This window comes from Streptomyces sp. NPDC053048 (assembly GCF_044547045.1).
Classification (GTDB): domain Bacteria; phylum Actinomycetota; class Actinomycetes; order Streptomycetales; family Streptomycetaceae; genus Streptomyces.
In genome coordinates, this window is sequence record NZ_JBITZS010000004.1 from 310,386 (window position 1) to 330,897 (window position 20,512).

Consider the following 20,512-nt stretch of genomic DNA (forward strand, 5'->3'; position numbering starts at 1 on the left):
TCACCGTCTTCTGGAGAGAACCGACTTTCATGCACGGACCGTCAGCCGAACCGTCGTCCGCCACCCCCTCGGTGACGCTGCTCACCGAGGGGACCTACCCGCACAGCCACGGCGGGGTGAGCGTCTGGTGCGACCAGCTCGTCCAGGGGATGCCGGACGTCGACTTCCGCGTCATCGCCGTCACCGGCACCGGCCGCGAACCCCTCGCCTGGCAACTGCCCCGCCACGTCGGGCGGGTGGACACCGTCCCCCTGTGGGGGCCGCCGCCCTCCGGGCGCGCCCCGCGCGGCCGGGAGCTGCGCCGCTTCCTCACCTGCTACGAGCGTTTCCTGCTGGCCCTCCTCGACCCCGCCCAGGAACACCACTTCGCCCGCAGCTTCTACCGGCTCGCCGAGCACGCCACCGACGGCACGCTCTTCCCCGCCCTGCGCGGCGAGAAGGCCGTCCGCCTGCTCGCCCGCGTCTGGAACCGTCCCGAACTCGCCACGGCCGCCGCGCGCCCCACGCTCCACGACGCGCTGATCGCCACCGACCTGCTGGAACACGCCCTGCGCCCGCTCGCCGCCCCGGCCCCCGCCGAGGGGATCACCCACGCGGTGAGCGGGGGCCTGGCCACCCTGCCGGGCCTGGTCGCCCACCACCGCCACGGCACTCCCTTCCTCCTCACCGAGCACGGCATCTACCTGCGCGAGCGCTATCTGGGCTTCCGCGCCGAGCCCTATCGCTGGCCGGTCAAGGCGCTGATGCTCGGGCTGTTCCGGCTGCTGGCGCGGGAGAGCTACCGGTGCGCCGCGCTCGTCACCCCGGGCAACCGCTACAACCGGCGCTGGGAGGAGCACGGGGGCACACCCTCCGGCCGCATCCGCACCGTCTACAACGGCGTGGACCCGGCCGCGTTCCCGCCCGCCGGACCGGAGCCGGAGGTGCCCACCCTCAGCTGGGCCGGGCGGGTCGACCCCATCAAGGGCCTGGAGACCCTCATCCGCGCCTTCGCCCTGGTGAAGGCCAAGGTGCCCGACGCGCGGCTGCGCCTGTTCGGCGGCACGCCGCGCGGCGGGGAGGGCTACCGCACCGCCTGCGAGAAGCTGGCCGCCGACCTCGGGGTGGCCGACGCGGTCACCTTCGAGGGGCGCGTGGAGGACATCCGCGACGCCTACGCGGCCGGGAACGTGGTGATGCTCTCCAGCATCAGCGAGGGCTTCCCGTTCACCCTGATCGAGGCCATGTCGTGCGGGCGGGCCACCGTCTCCACCGATGTGGGCGGCGTCCGGGAGGCGGTGGGCGACAGCGGGCTGGTCGTACCGCCGCGCGACCCGGAGAGCATGGCCCGCGCCGCGCTGACCCTGCTGGGGGACGCGGGCCTGCGGGCCAGGATGGGCGAGGCCGCGCGGCTGCGCGTCATCGAGCAGTTCACCCTCCGCCAGACGATCAGTGCCTTCCGCGACATCTACCACGACCTCGCCGGCCTGCGGCAGCCCGTGCCCGCCCACCTGCCGGCGCCCCGGCCCGCCCCCGTCATGGCCATGGCCGCGGGCGGTGCCGGATGAGCGGACTGCTGCGCCTGCTGCCCGACGAGCCGGAGCCGGCCCACGACCTGGCCCTCGCCCCGGCCCCGGCCCGGCACCGGCCCCGCTGGGCCACCGATCCGATCGACGAACTCGCCGGGGAACTGGCCGCCGTGTGCGCGGCGGCCGTCCACCCCGACGAGATCGCCGCCGTGCTCGAGGCGGACGGCCTCACGGGCGAGCAGATCGCCGAGCGCTACGGACGGGCCGACGCCTTCGACCTCGCGGCCGAGCTGTTCGCCCGCGTCCCGCGCGGTCACCCCGAGCCCGAGCCGGCGCCCGACCCGTGGAAGGTGAAGCCGGGTCAGTTCCTGCTGCGCTCATTGGTGTTCACCCTGCCGGGCTTCGGCTACGCGCTCGGCTCACCGCTGCTGGCCGGCGGGCAGGACCGTTTCGGGCTGCCCGCCGGCACCGGGGCCCTCATCGCCTCCGCGCTGGTGGCCTGGGCCTGGAACCAGGCCCTCGCTCACCGCGCGTACCTCCGGCTGGCGGCGGGCGGCCGTGGCGCGGCCGCCCGCTGCCTGGGCGTGGGGGCCCCGCTGGGCGCGCTGCTCGCCACCGGCGCGGCGGCGGCCCTGCCGGCCCCGCCCGGGGCGCTCGCCTTCGCCGCGGGCCAGGTGCTGTACCTGGCGGCGGCCACGTCCCTGCTGGTGCTCGGCCGGGAGCGGCTGCTGCTGCTCGCCCTGCTGCCGACCGCCACCGGAGGGGTGGTGGTCCTGCTCACCGAGCCGCCGCCGGTGGTGGGCGTCGTGCTGCTGCTCGCCACGGCCGGGGGCGCGCTGTTCGCCGCCGGGTACGAGATCGCGCGGGCCCGCCGGGCAGAGGCACCGCAGGCCGGGCCGGGGACGCTGCCGCTGGGCGCCTCGGTGCCGTACGGCCTGTTCGGCCTGGGCTGCGGGGTGCTGACGACCATTGCCGCGCTCGGCGACGTCCTCGTCCGGCACCCGGGGGGCGCCGGCGGGCCCGTCGTGCTCGCCCTGACCCTCAGCATGGGCGTCGCCGAGTGGCTGCTCTACCGCTGCCGCGGGCTGGCCCTGGCCGCGCTGGCCGCCTCGACCAGCACCGGCGGACTGCTGCTGCGGGTGGGGCGCGTGCTCACCCTGTGCGTCGCCGGGTACCTGGCCGCCCTCGCCGCCCTGACACTGGGCGTCTCGGCGCTGTGGCCGGGCGACCCCACACCGTCCGGCCCGCGCCTGACCGCCCTGCTGGCGCTCGGTGCGGTGCTGTGGACGGGACTGCTGCTGCAGGCCTACGGCTTCGGCTGGCTCCCGGCACTGCTGTGCCTGGGCGCCGCGGGCGCCGAGACCGCCGCGCTCGCGCTGCGGATCTCCGCGCCGGCCACCGATCAACTGGTGATCTGTACCGGCGCGGCCGCCGGGCTGCTGGCCGCCGCCACCGTCCTGCTGGGACGGATCACCACGCACCGCTGAACCGCCGCACCGCCTGAACCGCCGCACGTCCGAACCGCCGCACGTCCCCGAACCGCCGCACGTCCCCGCACGTCCCGCACACCGCGCCCGTCACGCCAGAGGAGACCGCTCATGTCCGCACCGGAACTCGTCGCCGTCACCGGCGCCGAAGGGTTCATCGGATCCCACCTGGTCCAGGCGCTCGTCGCCGACGGCCACCGGGTCCGCGCGATGGTGCAGTACAACTCCTTCTCGTCCTTCGGATGGCTGGAGGACCTGCCGCCGGAGGTGATGGACCACGTCGAGGTCGTCCTCGGCGACGTCCGCGACCCCGGCTCCGTCACCGGCCTGGTCACCGGCGCCGGGACCGTCTACCACCTGGCCGCGCTGATCGCGATCCCGTACTCCTACCGGGCCCCGCACAGCTACGTCGAGACCAATGTCACCGGCACCCTCAACGTCCTGGAGGCCGTACGGCACCTGGGCATCCCCCGGCTGGTGCACACCTCCACGAGCGAGACCTACGGCACCGCGCAGACCGTGCCGATCACCGAGGACCACCCCATCAACACCCAGTCCCCGTACGCCGCCTCCAAGGCCGGCGGGGACCGGCTGGCCGACAGCTACCACGCCAGCTTCGGGCTGCCCGTGGTCACCCTGCGCCCCTTCAACACCTTCGGCCCCCGCCAGTCCATGCGGGCGGTGATCCCCACCGTCATCGGGCAGGTCGCCGCCGGGCAGCGCCGCATCGCCCTCGGCGACCTGCGTCCCACCCGGGACTTCAGCTACGTCAAGGACACCGTCGCCGCCTTCCGGGCCGTGGGCACCGCCCCCGCCGACGCCGTCGTCGGCCGCACCTTCAACTCCGGCACCGGGGAGGAGATCTCCGTCGGCGACCTCGTCACCCTCGTCGGCAAGCTCATGGGCACCGACCTGGAGGTGACGGAGGACGCCCAGCGCGTGCGGCCCGCCGACTCCGAGGTGATGCGGCTGGTCGCCGACGCCTCCCGGCTGCGCGCCGCCACCGGCTGGGCGCCCGCCCACACCCTGGAGGACGGCCTCCGCGAGACCATCGCGTTCTTCCGCGACCCTGGCAACCTCGGCCGGTACAAGACCGGCATCTACAACGTCTGACGCTCTGCCACGAGAGAAGCGCACGGAACCGACGCGAGAGATCCCCACGCAGAGAGGAAACGGCACCCATGCACGCAGTCATCCTGGCCGGAGGCAAGGGAGTCCGGCTCCGTCCCTACACCACCGCGCTGCCCAAGCCCCTGGTGCCCATCGGTGACCAGCACGCCATCCTCGAGATCGTCATGCGCCAGCTGGCCGGCGCCGGCTTCACCAGCTGCACCCTGGCCATCGGCCATCTCGGCCACATCATCCGCGCCTACGTCGGCGACGGCTCCCAGTGGGGCATCAGAGTCGACTACACCACCGAGGAGAGCCCCCTGGGCACCATGGGACCGCTGCTGACCATGACCGACCGGCTGCCCGAGCACTTCCTGGTGATGAACGGCGACGTCCTGACCGACCTCGACTTCGGCGACGTGCTCCGCGACCACATCGGCTCCGGCGCCCCGCTGACCATCGCCACCTACGCCCGCAAGGTCAGCATCGACTTCGGGGTGCTGACCACCGACTCCGGCCGTGTCGTGGGCTTCGCGGAGAAGCCCAGCATGGACTACCGCGTCTCCATGGGCGTCTACGGAGTCACCCGCGACGCCCTCGCGCGCTACACCCCCGGCCTGCCCCTCGGCTTCGACGAGCTGGTGCTCGACCTGCTCGAGGCGCGCACCCCGCCCAACGCCTACGAGTTCGAGGGCTACTGGCTCGACATCGGCCGCCCCGACGACTACGACCGGGCCAACGCGGAGTTCTCCGTCCGCCGCGATCTGCTGATCAAGGGAGCGTGACCGGCCCCCATGCGCATTCTCGTCCTGGGCGCCACCGGCTTCCTGGGCCGGCACGCCGCCGACCGCCTGCGCGCCCTGCCGGGCGCCCGGGTGCTCGGCGGCGGCCGCGGCCCCGGTGCCGACGTGCCCGTCGACCTGGCGGCCGGTGACCCGGCCGCCCTGGCCGAGGCGCTGCGCGCCGCGGCCCCCGACACCGTCGTCAACTGCGTGGGCGCGGTCGGCGGCAGCGCCCTGGCGCTGACCTCCCTCAACGCCCACGCCCCGGCCGTGCTGTGCGAGGCGGTGCGCCGGGCGGCGCCCGATGCCCGGCTGGTGCACCTGGGGTCGGCCGGTGAGTACGGTCCCGCCGACGGCCACCGTCCGGTCGGCGAGGGCCATCCCGCGCGCCCGCTCGGCCTCTACGGCGCCACCAAACTGGCCGGCACCCTCGCGGTGACCGGCTCGGGCCTCGACGCCGTCGTCCTGCGGGTGTTCAACCCCGTCGGCCCCGGCGCCCCGGACGCCTCCCTGCCCGGACGGCTCGCCGCCGAGCTGCGCAAGGCCGGACCCGACGGCCGGGTGCGCACCGGCGACCTGTCCGCGTACCGCGACTTCGTCGACGCGCGGGACGTCGCCGAGGCGATCGCCTGCGCGGTGACCGCGCCCCGGCCGCTGCCCGGTGTCCTCAACATCGGCAGCGGGACGGCCCGTCCGGTCCGCGACATCGCCGAGGGGCTGCTGCGGGCCGCCGGTCGGGGCGACCACGTCGGCGACCGCGTCGACGAGGACGGCGACGGCTCACCCCGTTCGGCCGCCGTGCCCTGGATCCAGGCGGACATCACGGCCGCCTGCCGGGCCCTGGACTGGGCGCCGCGTCACTCCCTCGAGGACTCCCTCGCCGACCTGTGGGCCGCCACCGGCGAGCCGGGCGCGGAGGCCCCCGGATGACGGACCACCGCGCCGGACAGGCGCCGCCGGGAGACGGCGAGCGGCTGCTCGTCCCGCTGTACGCCCACCCGGCGACGCACCCGGAGGAATGGGACGCGCTGCTCCGGGCGGCGCCGCGGCTGCACGCCGTGGTGCTCAACGTGGCGGACGGGCCGGGCGGCCGGCCCGACCCGGACTTCCGGGCGGCCGCCGGGCGGCTGCGCGGTGCCGGGGTGCGGCTGCTGGGGTACGTCGACACCGACTACGGCCGCCGCCGGGCCGGCGCGGTGGTGGCCGACGTCCGCCGGCACCGCAGGTGGTACGACGTGGACGGGGTCTTCCTCGACCAGGTCCCGGCGCACGCCGCGCTGCTGCCGCGCTACCGCAGGCTGGTGCTGACCGCCCGGGTGCTGGGCGCGCGGGAGGCCGTGCTCAACCCGGGGACGCACCCCGACCCGGGCTATGCGGCGCTTGCCGATCTGCTGGTGACCTTCGAGGGCACCTGGGAGGACTACCAGCGGGCCCGGGTGCCCGACTGGACCGCCGACCACCCGCCGGGCCGCTTCTGCCACCTGGTCCACGGGGTGCCCGAGGACCGCGCCGCGGTGGTGGCCCGTACCGCCGCCCGGCGGGGGGCGGGGGTGCACTGCGCGGTCCCGGGGACGGGCGCCAATCCCTGGCGGACCGCGCCCCCGGCCGTGGCCGGGGCGGCGGGGGGTGCCCGGTGACCGGGCGGCGGACCGGGGCCGCGCTGTCGGGCCTGCTGCTGCTCGTCCTCGCGGGATGTTCGTCCGCCTCGCCCCCGGACGACGGGCCGGAGCCCACCGCGGACAGCCCCAGGGACCTGCTGACGGCCGCGCCCGACGGCAGCGCGCCGCAGCCGTCCGGGCGCTGGCAGCCGAAGCCGGGCACGCGCTGGCAGTGGCAGCTCGGCGGGCGGGTGGACACCTCCGTGGACGTGCCCGTCTACGACATCGACGGGTTCGAGAACTCGGCCCGTACGGTGGCCGAGTTGCATGCCCGGGGCCGCAAGGTGATCTGCTACATCAACGCCGGGGCGTGGGAGAACTTCCGTCCCGACAAGGAGAAATTCCCCCGGTCGGTGCTCGGGAAGAACAACAAGGGATGGGACGGCGAGAAATGGCTGGACATCCGGCGCCTGGACGTCCTGCGGCCCATCATGGCGGCCCGTATCGACATGTGCCGGCAGAAGGGATTCGACGGGGTCGAACCCGACCTGACGGAGGGATTCCGCAACCGCACCGGCTTTCCGCTGACGGCACGGCACCAGCTGGCGTTCAACCGGATGCTGGCGGAACTCGCCCATGAGCGGGGCCTGGCCATCGGGCTGAAGAACGACCTCGAGCAGATCCCGCAGCTGGTGCGCGACTTCGACTTCGCGGTGAACGAGCAGTGCGCGCAGTACGAGGAGTGCGAGAAGCTGACGCCCTTCGTGAAACGGAACAAAGCGGTCTTCCATGTCGAATACGAACTGCCCCCGGGGGAGTTCTGCGCGACGGCCAAGCGGCTCGGCCTCAGTTCGATGAGGAAGAACCTGGAGCTGGACGCATGGCGGCGCCCCTGTTGAGGAGTGCTGCGGAGGACTTGATTCCATTGCTTCGACTGCCGCCTGCCACAAGGGTTTAGGCCCTGTTCGGCGGGGCCGGCGACGCCTCGGTTCCGGGTTTGCATCCGAAGTGAAGAAGTTCACAGATGACCGTTTGGGCACCGAATTTGAGCGATTGATGGTGCAGGATCTCTCACCGAACACAAGATCCCGTCACCGAGGCGGGCGACCCGGGCGGACGCCGAGTCCTGCCGCCGCACCGGGTGCGGATTCGAATTGATGGATCGGCAGGAGCGGGAGACCCAAGCGGTACGAACCACGAGGTCGGTGGTTCTAGGGGTGAAGCCACGCGAGTGGCCGGGCAACTTCGCAGTCCGAACCCGACAGGTCATCTTTCGCAGGCGGATGTCGAAGGGCTTAGGCATGTCTGCGTTGCCTCGAATACCCGCGCTCGCCAAGCGGGCCGGTACCGCGTCCGCCCTCACCGTCGCCACCCTGGCGGCGTCGGTGCTCGTTCCGGGCATGGCGGCCGACGCGTCGGCGGCCACCGTCGGCGAGAAGGCGATGAAGGTCGCGGCCTCCAAGAAGGGCTCCCCCTACCAGTACGGCGCCGCCGGCCCGAACCGGTTCGACTGCTCCGGCCTGACGCTCTACTCGTTCAAGAAGGTCGGCAAGACGCTCCCGCGCACCGCGCAGAGCCAGTACAACTCGACCCGGCACCTGTCGAGCGGTTCCCGCCAGGTCGGCGACCTGGTCTTCTTCCACTCGGGCAGCAACGTCTACCACGTGGGGATCTACGCGGGTAGCAACAAGATCTGGCACTCCCCCAAGCCGGGCGCCTCGGTCCGGCTGGAGAAGATCTGGACCAACAGCGTCTGGTACGGCCGCGTCAAGTAGGACGTGACACCGGTACCCCCGCTCCGCCCTGTGCCCGGCCACGCGACCGCGTGGCCGGGCACAGCCGGTTTCCGGCCCGGTCGTTCCTAGGCCACCGCGATGACGATCTTCCCCGTGAGGTGGCCGTGCTCGCTGGCGCGATGGGCCTCGGCGGCCTCGTCGAGCGGGTAGATCCGGTGGATGGGCAACTGGAGGATGCCGGCCTCGTGCAGGGCGAGGGCGGCGGTGAGGGCGGGAACGGTCTGTGACGTGGGGCCGCCGACGCTGAAGCGGGCCCCGTGCCGCCGGGCCCCCTCGGGGTCGGCGATGCTCACGACGCGCTCGGGGCCGCCGGTGAGTTCGACCGAGACCCCGACGGCGTCGCCCTTGCCGACGGCGTCCAGGGCGGCGTCCACCCCGCCGGGCGCCGCCTCGCGCACCCGGTCGGCCAGCCCCTCCCCGTAGGCCACCGGGATCGCGCCGAGCCCGCGCAGGTACTCGTGGTTGAACTCGCTGGCCGTCCCCACGACGCGGACGTCCCGGGCGCGGGCGAACTGCACGGCCAGGGTGCCCACTCCCCCGGCCGCGCCGTGGATCAGCAGGGTCTCGCCCTCGTTCAGGCTCAGCAGGTTCAGCGCGCGCCAGGCCGTCTCGGCGGCCACGGGCAGCGCGGCAGCCTCCTCCCACGGCAGGGACAGCGGCTTGACCATCAGCTCCTCGGCCTCGGCCAAGGCCTGCTCCGCATAGGCCCCGGTGGCCGTGCGGCCGAGGACCGCGTCGCCCGCCTGCACCCCCATCACCCCTTCGCCGACCGCCTCGACCAGGCCCGACGCCTCCACGCCGGGCACGTGCGGCAGGTCGACGGGGGCGGCAGCACCCATGGCACCACTGCGGATCCTGTGGTCGATCGGGTTGACGCCGGCGCAGCGCACGGCGAGCCGGACCTGTCCGGGCCCGGGGACCGGCAGGTCGATGTCGGCGAGGCGGAGCACATCGGCGGGGCCGTACGAGGTGAAGACGATGGCCTTGGTCTTGGTCATGGAATCACCTTCTCCGAAAATCAGGCTTTTCCATGTCAGATCCGTATCACCCCGCCCGTTTCCACTCGGATACCCTGCCGGCTCCCTGTCCGCCCGTGCCCGCCCTCCGTGCCCGCCGCACCGTGCGGCTCCTCAGGCGCGGCCTTCGGCGAGCTCCTTCACGCCCTGGAGATTGGCCCGGATCCCGGCGAGGAAGGCACCGAGCCGACGCTCCACTATCTGCTCCTCCTTCTCCGGCGCGCGCTCGATCGCGACGCTGACCCCGGACCGGCCAGGGCCCAGCCGCACGGACTGCCGCAGCAGGGTGCCGTCCCCCTCGGGCTGGAGTTCGAAGCGCCAGGTGGCCATCGGATGCGCCGGGTCGGCGGGGCCGCCGCCGAAGAGCCCTTCGGAGTCGGTGACGGCCCAGCCGAACACCCGCTCGGGCTCCAGGTCGACCACATAGGAGACGGTCCGCCAGTCGCCCATGAACTGACTGTGGTTGTGCCCGGCGAAGGCCGCCCCGAGTGCCGGGCCGGTGGCCCCGTCCAGCCATTCGACGCGCTGGAGCTCGGGGCTGAACCGGGTGGGCAACGCGATGTCCGCCACCAGTCTCCAGACCTCGGCCGGCGCCGCGCCGATGTGGATCTCGTCCTGCGTGCCGGGCCCGTCCGCGTACCGCATGCGCTTCTCCTTGGCTCTGTCGTCTTGGCTCTGTCGTCGACGCTCTCTGTTTCTTCCCTCAGTTCTCAAACACCGGAAGCACCCGATTCGTTGCCCGGGTCGAACGGGAAGAAGTCGACGAGCAGCATGTCCCGCAGGCCCGTCCGGGCGCCGGGCTCGGGCCGGATCGGCGAGACCCCGTGCAGCACGCGCCGGTCGTCGAGGACGATGGTCTCCAGGGGCGCCGTCAGCGAGGCGCGGTGGAGCGGTCGCATCCGGTCGTCGTACAGGCAGGACTCGGCGCCGCGCACCCGTTCGCGCCTGATCAGCACCTGCGCGACATAGCTGTGCCCGTCCCGGTGCACGCCCTCCGGGGCCGGATGCCCGTCGGTGTCCGTGGTGGCGGTGACCCTGATCTGGTGGACGCCACAGGCGTCGATGCCGGCGCGCGGGCCGGGCAGGCGCTCCCGGAGCGTGCGGACGACCGCGCGCAGCGCGGGCCCGTGGGCCACGGCGTCGTCCAGCGGAGCGAACATCCGCTCGACGCCGCCATTGACCTTGTTGACGGCCCGGTCCTGGAAGAACGGGACGTGCGGCAGCCGTTCGAGGCGGTCGCCGAGGATGCGGAACCTGCCGTAGCGGCGGAAGCGGTAGGGCCTGGCGGTGCCCAGGTGCGCGTCGGCGGGCAGGTCGTTCCAGGACTCGGTGAACCGTGTCACCAAGTCCTGGGGTATGCGTTCCAGCGCCGTGGCGAGCAGGGCCGGGCCGTAGTGCGCGTAGGGAGGTGGTACGCGCGAGGAGGTGTCGGACGTGTCGGCGGCAGCGCTCAGCGGCATCGCGGTCATGGAAGTTCCCCCGTATCACCCGTTCTTGGTGCCACCACGGTACCCGGCGCTCCTTCTCCCGAGCCTGTTCATCCGGCGTACACCGCATGTCCGCGCGGCGGGAGGAGGCTTGAGCGGTGAGAGCCGTCACAGCCGCCGAAGCGGTCCTCGTGGTCTCCGTGCACGACGTCGCGCCGTGGAGCTTCGACCGGTGCCGTCAGTGGCTGGACGAGCTGGACCGGCGCGGTGTCCCCGCGACGCTGCTGCTCGTCCCCGGCGCCTGGCGCGGGGTGCCGCTGCCCCAGGCCCCGGCCCTGGTGCGGTGGTTGCACGACGCGCGGGAGGGCGGGCACGAGCTCGCGCTGCACGGCTGGTCCCATCAGGCCGTGCCCGGCGGCCCGTTGGGGCGCCGCTGGGTGAACGCCGTGGTGGCGAGGGGCTGTGCCGAGTTCTGCGCGCTCGGCGAACGGGCCGCGCGCGAGCGGCTGGAGAAAGGGGTGTCCGCGCTCGCCTCCGTGGGCATCACGGCGCGCGGCTTCACCCCTCCCGGCTGGCTCGCCTCCCCCGGCACCGTGGCCGCCCTGCGCGGCCTGGGCTTCGACTACACGGCGAGCCACCTGGCGGTGCGGGACCTGCGTACCGGCGACCGGCACCGCGTTCCGGCCCTGTCCCACCGGCCGGGCGGCCTGGGCGAACGGGCGGGCGCCGCCCTCATGCGGGCGGCGGCCCGGCACCGGGCGGCCGCCGGCCGGCCGTTCCGCCTCGCGCTGCACCCCGCCGACCTGGACCGGCCCGGACTGCGCGCGTGCGCGCTGGCGGCCGTCGACGACGCGCTGGCGGCGGGGGCACGCCCGTGCACATACGCCGACCTGGTGCGCGCCCGCCGACGGCCGCCTGTCGAGAGGCGCGCGGCATGAGGATCGTGCAGCTCGCCAACTTCTACGGTCCCGTCTCCGGCGGCCTGCGCACGACGCTGGACGCGCTGGGCCGCGGGTACACCGCCGCCGGGCACGAGCGGGCGCTGATCGTGCCGGGCCCCCGGTACGCGTGCGTGCGTGACGCCGCCCAGGGTCTGCGGATCACGCTGCCGGGGCCGCGTGTGGGCGGCGGCTACCGGCTGCTGCTCTCGCCGGGCACGCTGCGCTCGCTGCTGACCCGGCTGGGGCCGGACTCGCTGGAGGTGTCGGACAAGCTGACGCTCACGCCTGCCGCCGCCTGGGCGCGGGCGCGCGGGATACGGACGGTGCTGTTCTCCCACGAACGGCTCGACGCGATCCTGGCGCCCCGGCTGCCGCGGCGCCTGCCGCTGCGCCGGGCGGCCGACGCCTGGAACCGGCATCTGGCGGGATCGTACGACGCGGTGGTGGCGGCATCGGCCTTCTCCTGCGCGGAGTTCTCCCGCGTGGGGGCGAGGACGCTGCACCGGGTGCCGCTGGGTGTCGACCTGGACGTCTTCTCGCCCGCCGGTGCCCACGGTCGCCGCACGGGCGGCGTCCGTCTGGTGTACGCGGGGCGGCTGTCGGCGGAGAAGCTTCCCCGGCTGCCGGTGGAGACGCTGGGCGTGCTGCGGCGGCGCGGCGTCGAGGCCCGGCTGGATGTGCTGGGTGACGGTCCCGAGCGGGGCCGGCTGCGGCGGTACGCGGCGGCGGCCGGGCTGCCGGTGCGTTTCCACGGTCATGTGACCGACCGGCGTGCGGTGGCCGCGCTGATCGCGCGGGCCGATGTGGCGCTGGTGCCGTGCCCGGCGGAGTCGTTCGGGCTGTCCGCGCTGGAGGCGCTGGCGTGCGGGACGCCGGTGGTGACGGCGGACCGTGGCGCGGCGCGGGAGTTGCCGGTCGCGGGCGCGGGGCTTGCCGTGCCGCCGGTGGCGGCAGCGACGGCGGACGCGGTGGTGCGGGTGCTGGGGTGGCCGGAGGCCGGGCGGCGGGCGGCGGCGCGGGCCCGTGCGGAGGAGTTCCCGTGGGCGAGGGCCGTGGAGGGGATGCTGGCCGTGCACGGCGCGGCCCCTGCCCCCGGACGCTCACGAGCCGGACGGGCCGAGGTCGGCTCGTCCGGCTCGTGAGGTCGTGCGGGTCGTCAGGCCGCCTGCGGCTGCCGCTCGGCCGGGGCGGCCTTGGGGGCGAGGAGCCGCTCGGCGAGCTCGCCGAAGATCAGGCCGAAGCCGGTCCACAGGACGAGCTCGACGGCGAGGGAGGACAGCCGGAACTGCCACAGCAGGACCGCCGGGAACCCCTCGGGTACGTTCTCGCCGGAGGGCAGGAACGCGTAGGCGAGAGCGATGGCCAGCACCAGGGCGGCGCCTGCGGCGACCGTCGCGTTCCAGTTGCCCAGGCGCGGGGCGAGCCGCTTGCCGAGGATGACCGCGGCGACGGCCAGCAGCACGCTGAGGGCGATCATCAGGAAGAACAGCGCGGTGCGCTTGTCCAGGGTGTCCGGGTCGCCGACGGCGGGTGGGTTGGCCGGGTACTTCAGGAACGGCACCAGGAAGACCGCCACGAAGGCGCCCAGCGCGACCAGCGCCGCGGTCGCCCGCGGGCCGAACCGGCCGATGCGCCCCAGCGCCACGCAGAACGCGAGCGCCGCGATGCCGCCCAGCGCCACGCCGTAGACCAGGACGCCGGTGGCCAGGCCGCCGGTGGCCTGCATGGACCGGCTGACGAGTTCGACGCCGTCGCCGTGGTCGTGGCTGTGCGCCTCCTCGAACGCGATGGCCGCGTCCACGTGGGGTTCACCCAGGAAGTAGGCCGTGATCAGGGCCAGTACGCCGGTGGCGAGACCGGCCAGCATGCCCCGCACGAGCAGGGCCCGTACCGATACGGAGTTCATGTGCGCGTACCCCTGGGGATCAGTGGCAGGGGAACCCGAGGAGGTGGCGCCCGTCGTGCACCCACTCGTGGACGTCCTCACCGGCGATGAGGGAGGTGGCGCCCTGCTCCGCGCCGACGAAGTACAGCAGGACCAGCATCAGGATCCCGACGAAGGCCGCCCAGGGGGCGATCGCCTTCAGGGAGATGGGCGCGATCTGCGGTATGGCGGAGCTGGTGGAAGCGGGGGCGGCGGACTGAGCCATGACTGAACCTCCTGGGGAACACGCGTCCCGGTCGTTGGTGCCCGACGACGGTGGTGGGTCTGACTCTCCTGCCGCCGCCCCGGACTTCCCGGTGCCCGTCAGGTACACAGTGGCGCGACCGTGCCGGATTCGCACCGGCTTCCGAACGCACCGTCGTCATGTACACGCGACCGTACCGCCTGGCAGGTCACCGCGCTACGGGCGTACGGTTGCGCGCCCCCCGCGCACGCCCCGGCCAACGCCCGTGGTCTGCTGGGCATGTGGGCCCGTGCGCCCGGGAGGAGGGACCATGACCACCCGTGTGATGTTGATCTCGCCGGCGATCGGCACCGCCCTGCGGGCCGCGCGCTTCGACGACGACGCGCCGCTGGACGAGGCGGCGGCGCGCGGCGCCCGCGCGGCGGCCGGTGCGCTGCCGCGTGCCGGCCTCGCCGTCACCGCCCCGTCCACCCGCTGCCGGCAGACAGCCGGCGCCCTCGGGCTCGAGGACGCGGAGCCGGTGCGCGAGCTGCGCGACCTGGAGGCCGGCCGCTGGCGCGGCCGCTCGCTGGAGGAGGTCGCGGCCGGCGAACCGGAGGCGGTGGCACGGTGGCTGACGGACCCCGGGTCCGCACCGCACGGCGGGGAGTCGGTGGTCGACCTGACGGCACGGGTGGGGGCCTGGCTGGACGGCGGGGTCGCCGACGGCGCCCGCGTGCTGGCCGTGGCGGAGCCGGCGGTGGTCCGCGCCGCGGTCGTCCACGCGCTCGCCCTGCCCCCGCAGACGTTCTGGCGCCTGGACGTCCCCCCGCTGACCCTGACGGAACTCACCGGCCGCGCCGGCCGCTGGAACCTGCGCTGCGGGCGGCCGCTGGGCTAGGGCGTGTCCGACGGGTCGGCACGGGCCCGTCGGACACGCCCGGGGTTGCCGCCGCGCCGGACCGCGTCCCACCGCCCCTCAGCGGTGGTACCGGCCGGCGCGGCGGCGGCTTGTGACGGCTACCGCGCGCCGCCGAGCTCCGCCCGCACCTGGCGGGCGCCCTCGACCAGGCTCTCCAGGGAGCCGCGGACCTCCGCCCAGCCGCGGGTCTTCAGACCGCAGTCCGGGTTGACCCACAGGCGTTCGGCCGGAATGGCCTCGAGGCCCTTGCGCAGCAGCGCGGCGACCTCCTCGGGGCCCGGCACGCGCGGCGAGTGGATGTCGTAGACGCCGGGCCCGACCTCGTGCCCGTAGCCGGCGACGGCGAGTTCACCGGCGACCTGCATGTGCGAGCGGGCGGCCTCGAGGCTGATGACGTCGGCGTCCAGGTCCTCGATGGCGGCGATGATCTCGCCGAACTCCGCGTAGCACATGTGGGTGTGGATCTGGGTGTCGGCCCGGACGCCCGAGGTGGCCAGCCGGAAGGCCTCGGTGGCCCACTCCAGGTAGGCGGTCCGGTCGGCGCGGCGCAGCGGCAGGGTCTCGCGCAGGGCGGGTTCGTCGACCTGGACGACGGCGGTGCCGGCGGCCTCGAGGTCGTTCACCTCGTCCCGCAGGGCCAGGGCGACCTGACGGGCGGTGGCGGCGAGCGGCTGGTCGTCGCGGACGAAGGACCAGGCGAGCATGGTGACGGGCCCGGTGAGCATGCCCTTGACCGGGCGGTCCGTCCGCGACTGGGCGTAGGTGGTCCAGGCGACGGTCATGGGCTCGGGGCGGGAGATGTCTCCGGCGAGGATCGGGGGACGGACGTAGCGGGTGCCGTAGGACTGCACCCAGCCGTGCTGGGTGGCCAGGTAGCCGGTGAGCCGCTCGGCGAAGTACTGCACCATGTCGTTGCGTTCGGGTTCGCCGTGGACGAGGACGTCCAGTCCGGTCTTCTCCTGGAAGTCCAGGACCTCGCGGATCTCGGCGGCGATGCGCTCGTCGTAGGCGGCCGCGTCGATGCGTCCGGCGCGCAGGTCGGCGCGGGCGGTGCGCAGTTCGCGGGTCTGCGGGAAGGAGCCGATGGTGGTGGTGGGCAGCAGCGGCAGGTTCAGGCGGGCGCGCTGGGCGGCCGCGCGTTCGGCGTAGGGCTGGGGGCGGCGGGTGTCGGCGGGGGTGACGGCCTCGGCACGCGCGCGTACGGCCGGGTCGCGGGTGAGGGCGGAGGCGGCGCGCGAGGCGCGGGCGGAGCGGTTGGCCGCGAGTTGCGGGGCGATGGTGTCGCTGCCCTCGTTCAGGCCGCGGGCCAGGGTGACGATCTCGTCGGTCTTCTGCCGGGCGAAGGCGAGCCAGCGGGCGACCTGTGGGTCCACCTCGCGTTCGGCGGCCGCGTCGAGGGGGACGTGCAGCAGGGAGCAGGAGGGGGCGACGTCCACCCGGTCGGCGAGGCCGAGCAGGGTGGCGAGGGTGGACAGGGACTGCTCGAGGTCGTTGATCCAGACGTTGCGCCCGTCGACGACGCCCGCGATCAGGCGCTTGCCGGGCAGGCCGCCGGCCGCCGCGAGGTCGTCGAGGTTGGCGGCGGCGGGCCCGGTGAAGTCCAGGGCCAGGCCGTCGAGGGGGGACCTGGCCAGTACCGGCAGGGCCTCGCCGAGCCGGTCGAAGTAGGTGGCGGCCAGCAGCCTGGGCCGGTCGGTGAGGGCGCCCAGCTCGCGGTAGGCGCGGGCGGCGGCGTTCAGGACGGCCGGGGGCTGGTCCTGGACCAGGGCGGGCTCGTCGAGCTGGACCCATTCGGCGCCTGCCGCGCGCAGGTCGGCCAGGACCTCGGCGTAGACGGGCAGCAGCCGGTCGAGGAGGGTCAGGGGCTGGAAGCCGGGCGCGGTGCCGGGGGCGGGCTTGGCCAGCAGGAGGTAGGTGACGGGGCCGACGAGGACGGGGCGGGCCCGGTGGCCCGCCGCCAGTGCCTCGCGCAGTTCGCCGACGGGCTTGGCGGAGTCGGCGGTGAAGACGGTGTCGGGGCCCAGTTCCGGTACGAGGTAGTGGTAGTTGGTGTCGAACCACTTCGTCATCTCCAGCGGCGGGACCTGCTGGGTGCCGCGGGCCATGGCGAAATAGCCGTCGAGGGCGTTGTCCCGGACGAGGGCGCGGTGGCGGTCGGGAACGGCGTCGACCATGACGGTGGTGTCCAGGACGTGGTCGTAGAGCGAGAAGTCGCCGGTGGGGACCTCGTGGACGCCGGCGTCGGCCAGCTTCCGCCAGGCCTCGCGGCGCAGGGCGGCGGTGGTGCGGTGCAGGTCGTCGGCGGTGACGCGGCCGGCCCAGTAGCCCTCGACGGCCTTCTTCAGCTCACGGTTCGCCCCCTGCCGGGGGTAGCCGTGGACGGTGGCCCGCGCCCGGGGGGCGGTCGTGCCGTCGGTGTGTGCTGCCACGGAACTCTCCTTCGCGAGTCGCGGAAGTCGTCGCGGCGGCCCGAGCGGGCGGAGGAACGGCAGACCGCGGGCGGTGCACACCGTGCGCGCCCGTCCGTACCGCCGGCCCGCCCTCGAGGCCACCGAGATCGCCGCGTGCGGTCGCACGCGGGCAGGCGGCAGGTATTCGGACTCGCGGGCGTGTCGTGTCCCGTTCAGGACACGACGCCTAGTGGCCGTCGCTTCCCGGACCGGTCGGGGACGCGGTCCAGTGCGTATGACGGCGGTCGTTCCCGCTCACCGCTGCGGGGCAGTCCCGGATTCCCACCGGGTTCCCTCTTGCGACGCCTCCCGCCTGGCGGGCGGGGCGAACCGGCTGCGTACCCAGCCTAGACACACGTGCCCGCCCGCGGACAGGGGTTTCGCCCCCGCATTCGATCTTTGACTCGTCCGGCGGTGTATGGGTGGACTTCCAGTTGAACGAGGGCGAGCAGTTGTACGCGAGGAGCTGGTCGGGGATGGGTCGGCGGCCGGTCGTCGACGAGAACCGCACGACGTGCGTGCCGTTCCCGGAGGAGCCCTGAAACCTCTTCCCGCCGTCTTCCCTCTCTTCAGGAGACCCCCTGTGAAGAGGAGCGACAACCGTGGGCCTGACGTCCCAGACCTTCCTGCTGACCCTCGTGGTCATAGCCGTCGCGGTGACCGCGCTGGTGCTGTGGCTGTGGCCACGGGCCGCGAAGAAGGGCCCCCTGGCGCTCGTCTCCCGGCTCGGGCTGCTCGTCATGGCCCAGCTGTGCATCCTGTCCGTGCTGCTCGTCGCGGCGAACAACGAGTTCGGCTTCTACTCCACCTGGAAGGAGCTCCTCGGCCAGAACTCCCGCAAGCAGGCGCTGCGGGCCGGCTCGGGGGACGGCAAGCGGCCGCCGGCCCTGACGGTCAAGGGGCAGGAGTCCATCGGCCTGGGCCCGAAGGAGAAGGCGGGACGGGTGGACCGGATCGAGATCCGCGGCCCGGTGACCGGGCTGAGCATGGACGGCTTCGCCTATCTCCCGCCCCAGTACTTCCAGAAGGGGCACGAGAAGGACACCTTCCCCGTGATCGTGTCGATCACGGGCCAGCCCGGCCAGTCCATCAACCTCATCACCAAGGCCAAGGTCCCCCAGGCCGCCTCCAAGGCCGTGATGGCGGGCGAGATGAAGCCGACGATCGTGCTGATGCTGCGGCCCTCGGTGGTCGCCGACCGCGACACCAACTGCACGGACGTGCCCGGCGGCCCGCAGGCGCTGACCTTCTTCAACCAGGACGTGCCCATCGCCGCCAACGACGTCTACCGCGTGGACAACACGCGCGGCGCCTGGGGCGCGGTCGGCAACTCCACCGGCGGCTACTGCGCGTTGAAGATGGCCATGACCAACCCGTACCGCTACGGCGCCGCGGCCGGCCTGTCCACCGACCTCTTCGCCCGCCAGGACGGCACCACCGGCGACCTCTACGCCGGCAACAAGCAGATCCGGAACGAGTCCGACCTGACCTGGCGCCTGGAGCACATGTCCCCGCCGCCGGTCTCCCTGCTCCTGGCCGCCAGCGAGAAGGGCGAGGAGAAGTACTACGCGCAGATGGTGAAGTTCGCGGAGAAGGGCAAGTCCCCCACCAAGGTCGAGAAGCTGGTCCGCGAGGAGGGCGGCCACAACTTCGTCACCTGGCGCGAGGAGTACCCCGTGGTGCTGCGCTGGCTCGACCGGCAGCTGGCCGACCGCTCTCGATCCGACCACCGTTGAACCGACCGTCGTTGAACCGACCACCGTTGAACCGCACACAACCGGCGCACACGGAGGGGAACGGTCCGCGGCACGGCCACGTCTGAGCCGGTGTGGCCCGAACGCGCACGGCTCGGTGTGCCGTACGTACGGGGAGGGGGCGTACGGCATGGACACGGAACGACGTCATCCGCTGCTGGCCGGACGGTACCGGCTCGTCGAGCAACTGGGCCGGGGCGGCATGGGCGTGGTCTGGCTCGCCAACGACGAGGTGCTCGACCGGGAGGTCGCGGCCAAGGAGGTCCGGGCCCCGGAGACCATGGACGGGGACGACGTACGGGTCCTGTACGCCCGCCTGAAGCAGGAGGCGCGGGCGGCCGCCCGGATCAGCCACCCCAACGTCATCACCGTGCACGACGTGCTGGAGCAGCAGGGCCGCCCCTGGGTGGTCATGGAGTACGTGCGCGGGCAGGCGCTGTCCGACGTGCTCGCGGCCGAGGGCGTGCTCCAGCCCAAGGAGGCCGCCCGGATCGGGGCGCTGGTGCTGCAGGCGCTGCGGGCGGCCCACGCGGTCGGGGTGCTGCACCGTGACGTCAAACCGGGCAACGTCCTGCTGGAGGCGGGCGGTCGGGTGGTGCTGACCGACTTCGGCATCGCCCTGATCGAGGGCGCGAGCACCCTGACCCGCACCGGCGACCTGGTCGGCTCCGCCGAGTACCTGGCCCCCGAGCGGGCGACGGGCAAGCGCCCCGGCATCCCCTCGGACCTGTGGTCCCTGGGCGCCATGCTCTACACGGCCGTCGAGGGGGTGCCGCCGTTCCGGCGCGGCGACCCGCTCAGCACGCTGCGGGCCGTGGTCGACGAGCCCCCTCCCCCGCCCCGGCGCGCCGGTCCCCTGACGCCGCTGCTGGAGGGGCTGCTGCGCAAGGATCCGCAGGAGCGCATGGGCTCGGCGGAGGCCGAACAGCTGCTCGTCGCCGTCGCCAGCGGGCGGCTCACCGAGACGCCGGGCTATGTGCCGACGGCTCGGGCCACGGCCGCACCGCTGGTCTCGCACCAGCCGCCGCCCGAGCCCTCGGCACAGCCCGCGCCCCAACCCACGCCCCAGCCCTCGTCGCCGTACTCGCCCCCGCCCTCGAACCGTTCGACGACGCTGCCCCGGCCGGAGCCGGTGGCCGCGCCGGGACCCGTCGTCCACACCGGGCGGACCGAGCTGGTCGCGCGTACCGGGGCGCCGTCCGGCGGGCTGCCCTCGGTCGGCGCTCCGGTGCCGGCCACCGGGCGGGGCGGGGCGGCCGGTGACGACCGCGGCGGGGCCTGGTGGATCGTGGGCGCCGTGCTGGCCCTGGCCCTCGTCGTCGGCGGGACCGTCGCGCTGATCGCCCTGCGCGACACCGGTGGCACGGGCACCGGACCGCCGGGGGGCGGTTCCGCGCCGACACCGACGGCGACGGCCCGTCAGACGGGCGGCGCCGCGGTACCGGATCCCCCGCACCGGACGGCCGCCCCGACGCCCGCACCGACCGAGTACACGCCCGCCCCCACGGCGACGTGCGGCGGCTGGATCGCGTGCTGAGGGAACGCTGACGAACGCTGACGAACGCCGACGGATACACCGTCGGAACCTCGACTGAGCACCACATGTGACACAT

General features: G+C 74.1%; 19 protein-coding genes and 3 riboswitches. Of the genes, 13 read left to right on the forward strand and 6 right to left on the reverse strand.

From position 1 onward, the window contains the following. Positions 1–29 precede the first annotated feature (29 nt). The 8 genes from pelF to ACIG36_RS12365 all read left to right on the forward strand — a co-directional run bounded on the left by pelF (position 30) and on the right by ACIG36_RS12365 (position 8,260). Entirely contained in the window at positions 30–1,547 is a 1,518-nt protein-coding gene (pelF, locus tag ACIG36_RS12330) for a GT4 family glycosyltransferase PelF (RefSeq protein WP_399925852.1), read from the forward strand. Next, positions 1,544–2,995, forward strand: a complete 1,452-nt coding sequence (locus ACIG36_RS12335) for a hypothetical protein (protein ID WP_399925854.1) — start codon at positions 1,544–1,546, stop codon at positions 2,993–2,995. The genes pelF and ACIG36_RS12335 overlap by 4 nt, the downstream gene beginning before the upstream one ends. 111 nt (positions 2,996–3,106) lie before the next feature. Beyond that, positions 3,107–4,108: an SDR family NAD(P)-dependent oxidoreductase gene (locus ACIG36_RS12340; protein WP_399925856.1), complete on the forward strand. Its 1,002-nt coding sequence runs from the start codon at positions 3,107–3,109 to the stop codon at positions 4,106–4,108. Positions 4,109–4,176: 68 nt separating this feature from the next. Continuing rightward, complete coding sequence (locus tag ACIG36_RS12345) at positions 4,177–4,890, forward strand: sugar phosphate nucleotidyltransferase (protein ID WP_399925858.1); 714 nt, start codon at positions 4,177–4,179, stop codon at positions 4,888–4,890. 9 nt (positions 4,891–4,899) lie between these two features. Next, positions 4,900–5,817, forward strand: coding sequence for an NAD-dependent epimerase/dehydratase family protein (locus tag ACIG36_RS12350; protein ID WP_399925860.1), 918 nt, complete (start codon positions 4,900–4,902; stop codon positions 5,815–5,817). Continuing rightward, the gene (locus ACIG36_RS12355) at positions 5,814–6,524 is read left to right on the forward strand and encodes a spherulation-specific family 4 protein (protein ID WP_399925862.1); all 711 of its coding nucleotides are present in this window, start codon (positions 5,814–5,816) and stop codon (positions 6,522–6,524) included. Before ACIG36_RS12350 ends, ACIG36_RS12355 begins: the two co-directional genes overlap by 4 nt. After that, complete coding sequence (locus ACIG36_RS12360) at positions 6,521–7,384, forward strand: endo alpha-1,4 polygalactosaminidase (RefSeq protein WP_399925864.1); 864 nt, start codon at positions 6,521–6,523, stop codon at positions 7,382–7,384. Before ACIG36_RS12355 ends, ACIG36_RS12360 begins: the two co-directional genes overlap by 4 nt. A gap of 221 nt (positions 7,385–7,605) precedes the next feature. After that, a riboswitch (cyclic di-AMP (ydaO/yuaA leader) is annotated at positions 7,606–7,783 on the forward strand. Positions 7,784–7,786: 3 nt separating this feature from the next. Continuing rightward, complete coding sequence (locus ACIG36_RS12365; protein ID WP_399925866.1) at positions 7,787–8,260, forward strand: C40 family peptidase; 474 nt, start codon at positions 7,787–7,789, stop codon at positions 8,258–8,260. 86 nt (positions 8,261–8,346) lie between these two features. On the opposite strand, the gene ACIG36_RS12370 is transcribed toward ACIG36_RS12365, so the two are convergent. The 3 genes from ACIG36_RS12370 to ACIG36_RS12380 form a co-directional block, all read right to left on the reverse strand. After that, the gene (locus ACIG36_RS12370) at positions 8,347–9,279 is read right to left on the reverse strand and encodes an NADP-dependent oxidoreductase (protein ID WP_399925868.1); all 933 of its coding nucleotides are present in this window, start codon (positions 9,277–9,279) and stop codon (positions 8,347–8,349) included. 132 nt (positions 9,280–9,411) lie between these two features. Beyond that, positions 9,412–9,942 carry an SRPBCC family protein gene (locus tag ACIG36_RS12375; RefSeq protein WP_399925870.1) on the reverse strand — a complete coding sequence of 177 codons (531 nt, stop codon included), beginning with the start codon at positions 9,940–9,942 and terminating at the stop codon, positions 9,412–9,414. Positions 9,943–10,007: 65 nt separating this feature from the next. Then, positions 10,008–10,766: a 2OG-Fe dioxygenase family protein gene (locus tag ACIG36_RS12380; protein WP_399925872.1), complete on the reverse strand. Its 759-nt coding sequence runs from the start codon at positions 10,764–10,766 to the stop codon at positions 10,008–10,010. A 116-nt stretch (positions 10,767–10,882) separates the two neighbouring features. Between ACIG36_RS12380 and ACIG36_RS12385 the strand changes: the two genes are divergently transcribed. After that, positions 10,883–11,662 carry a DUF2334 domain-containing protein gene (locus tag ACIG36_RS12385; protein ID WP_399925874.1) on the forward strand — a complete coding sequence of 260 codons (780 nt, stop codon included), beginning with the start codon at positions 10,883–10,885 and terminating at the stop codon, positions 11,660–11,662. Further along, positions 11,659–12,807: a glycosyltransferase gene (locus tag ACIG36_RS12390; protein WP_399925876.1), complete on the forward strand. Its 1,149-nt coding sequence runs from the start codon at positions 11,659–11,661 to the stop codon at positions 12,805–12,807. The genes ACIG36_RS12385 and ACIG36_RS12390 overlap by 4 nt, the downstream gene beginning before the upstream one ends. A 14-nt stretch (positions 12,808–12,821) precedes the next feature. Here ACIG36_RS12390 and ACIG36_RS12395 read toward each other — a convergent pair whose 3' ends face one another. Together ACIG36_RS12395 and ACIG36_RS12400 are read right to left on the reverse strand one after the other, a co-directional pair. Next, positions 12,822–13,571: a CbtA family protein gene (locus tag ACIG36_RS12395; protein ID WP_399925878.1), complete on the reverse strand. Its 750-nt coding sequence runs from the start codon at positions 13,569–13,571 to the stop codon at positions 12,822–12,824. A 19-nt stretch (positions 13,572–13,590) separates the two neighbouring features. Beyond that, positions 13,591–13,815, reverse strand: coding sequence for a CbtB domain-containing protein (locus ACIG36_RS12400; RefSeq protein WP_399925879.1), 225 nt, complete (start codon positions 13,813–13,815; stop codon positions 13,591–13,593). Between the two features lie 57 nt (positions 13,816–13,872). Further along, a riboswitch (cobalamin riboswitch) is annotated at positions 13,873–13,958 on the reverse strand. A gap of 146 nt (positions 13,959–14,104) precedes the next feature. Between ACIG36_RS12400 and ACIG36_RS12405 the strand changes: the two genes are divergently transcribed. After that, positions 14,105–14,674 (forward strand): histidine phosphatase family protein, encoded by a 570-nt coding sequence (locus tag ACIG36_RS12405; RefSeq protein ID WP_399925881.1) that lies wholly within the window; start codon positions 14,105–14,107, stop codon positions 14,672–14,674. A gap of 119 nt (positions 14,675–14,793) precedes the next feature. On the opposite strand, the gene metE is transcribed toward ACIG36_RS12405, so the two are convergent. Then, positions 14,794–17,124: a 5-methyltetrahydropteroyltriglutamate--homocysteine S-methyltransferase gene (gene metE / locus ACIG36_RS12410; RefSeq protein ID WP_399925883.1), complete on the reverse strand. Its 2,331-nt coding sequence runs from the start codon at positions 17,122–17,124 to the stop codon at positions 14,794–14,796. 160 nt (positions 17,125–17,284) lie between these two features. Next, positions 17,285–17,444, reverse strand: a riboswitch (cobalamin riboswitch). Positions 17,445–17,747: 303 nt separating this feature from the next. Here metE and ACIG36_RS12415 point away from each other — a divergent pair. After that, complete coding sequence (locus tag ACIG36_RS12415; protein ID WP_399925885.1) at positions 17,748–18,881, forward strand: alpha/beta hydrolase; 1,134 nt, start codon at positions 17,748–17,750, stop codon at positions 18,879–18,881. Positions 18,882–19,029: 148 nt separating this feature from the next. Further along, on the forward strand, positions 19,030–20,436 hold the full coding sequence (locus ACIG36_RS12420) for a serine/threonine-protein kinase (protein WP_399925886.1): 1,407 nt from the start codon (positions 19,030–19,032) through the stop codon (positions 20,434–20,436). Positions 20,437–20,512: the final 76 nt, after the last annotated feature.

Excerpts from the sequence above, each read along its gene's own strand:
- ACIG36_RS12380 (WP_399925872.1), bottom strand. The coding sequence starts at position 10,766 with ATGACCGCGATGCCGCTGAGCGCTGCCGCCGACACGTCCGACACCTCC.
- ACIG36_RS12345 (WP_399925858.1), top strand. The coding sequence starts at position 4,177 with ATGCACGCAGTCATCCTGGCCGGAGGCAAGGGAGTCCGGCTCCGTCCC.
- ACIG36_RS12370 (WP_399925868.1), bottom strand. The coding sequence starts at position 9,279 with ATGACCAAGACCAAGGCCATCGTCTTCACCTCGTACGGCCCCGCCGAT.
- ACIG36_RS12395 (WP_399925878.1), bottom strand. The coding sequence starts at position 13,571 with ATGAACTCCGTATCGGTACGGGCCCTGCTCGTGCGGGGCATGCTGGCC.
- ACIG36_RS12365 (WP_399925866.1), top strand. The coding sequence starts at position 7,787 with ATGTCTGCGTTGCCTCGAATACCCGCGCTCGCCAAGCGGGCCGGTACC.
- pelF (WP_399925852.1), top strand. The coding sequence starts at position 30 with ATGCACGGACCGTCAGCCGAACCGTCGTCCGCCACCCCCTCGGTGACG.
- ACIG36_RS12405 (WP_399925881.1), top strand. The coding sequence starts at position 14,105 with ATGACCACCCGTGTGATGTTGATCTCGCCGGCGATCGGCACCGCCCTG.
- ACIG36_RS12375 (WP_399925870.1), bottom strand. The coding sequence starts at position 9,942 with ATGCGGTACGCGGACGGGCCCGGCACGCAGGACGAGATCCACATCGGC.
- ACIG36_RS12340 (WP_399925856.1), top strand. The coding sequence starts at position 3,107 with ATGTCCGCACCGGAACTCGTCGCCGTCACCGGCGCCGAAGGGTTCATC.
- ACIG36_RS12335 (WP_399925854.1), top strand. The coding sequence starts at position 1,544 with ATGAGCGGACTGCTGCGCCTGCTGCCCGACGAGCCGGAGCCGGCCCAC.
- ACIG36_RS12355 (WP_399925862.1), top strand. The coding sequence starts at position 5,814 with ATGACGGACCACCGCGCCGGACAGGCGCCGCCGGGAGACGGCGAGCGG.
- ACIG36_RS12400 (WP_399925879.1), bottom strand. The coding sequence starts at position 13,815 with ATGGCTCAGTCCGCCGCCCCCGCTTCCACCAGCTCCGCCATACCGCAG.
- ACIG36_RS12350 (WP_399925860.1), top strand. The coding sequence starts at position 4,900 with ATGCGCATTCTCGTCCTGGGCGCCACCGGCTTCCTGGGCCGGCACGCC.
- ACIG36_RS12390 (WP_399925876.1), top strand. The coding sequence starts at position 11,659 with ATGAGGATCGTGCAGCTCGCCAACTTCTACGGTCCCGTCTCCGGCGGC.
- ACIG36_RS12420 (WP_399925886.1), top strand. The coding sequence starts at position 19,030 with ATGGACACGGAACGACGTCATCCGCTGCTGGCCGGACGGTACCGGCTC.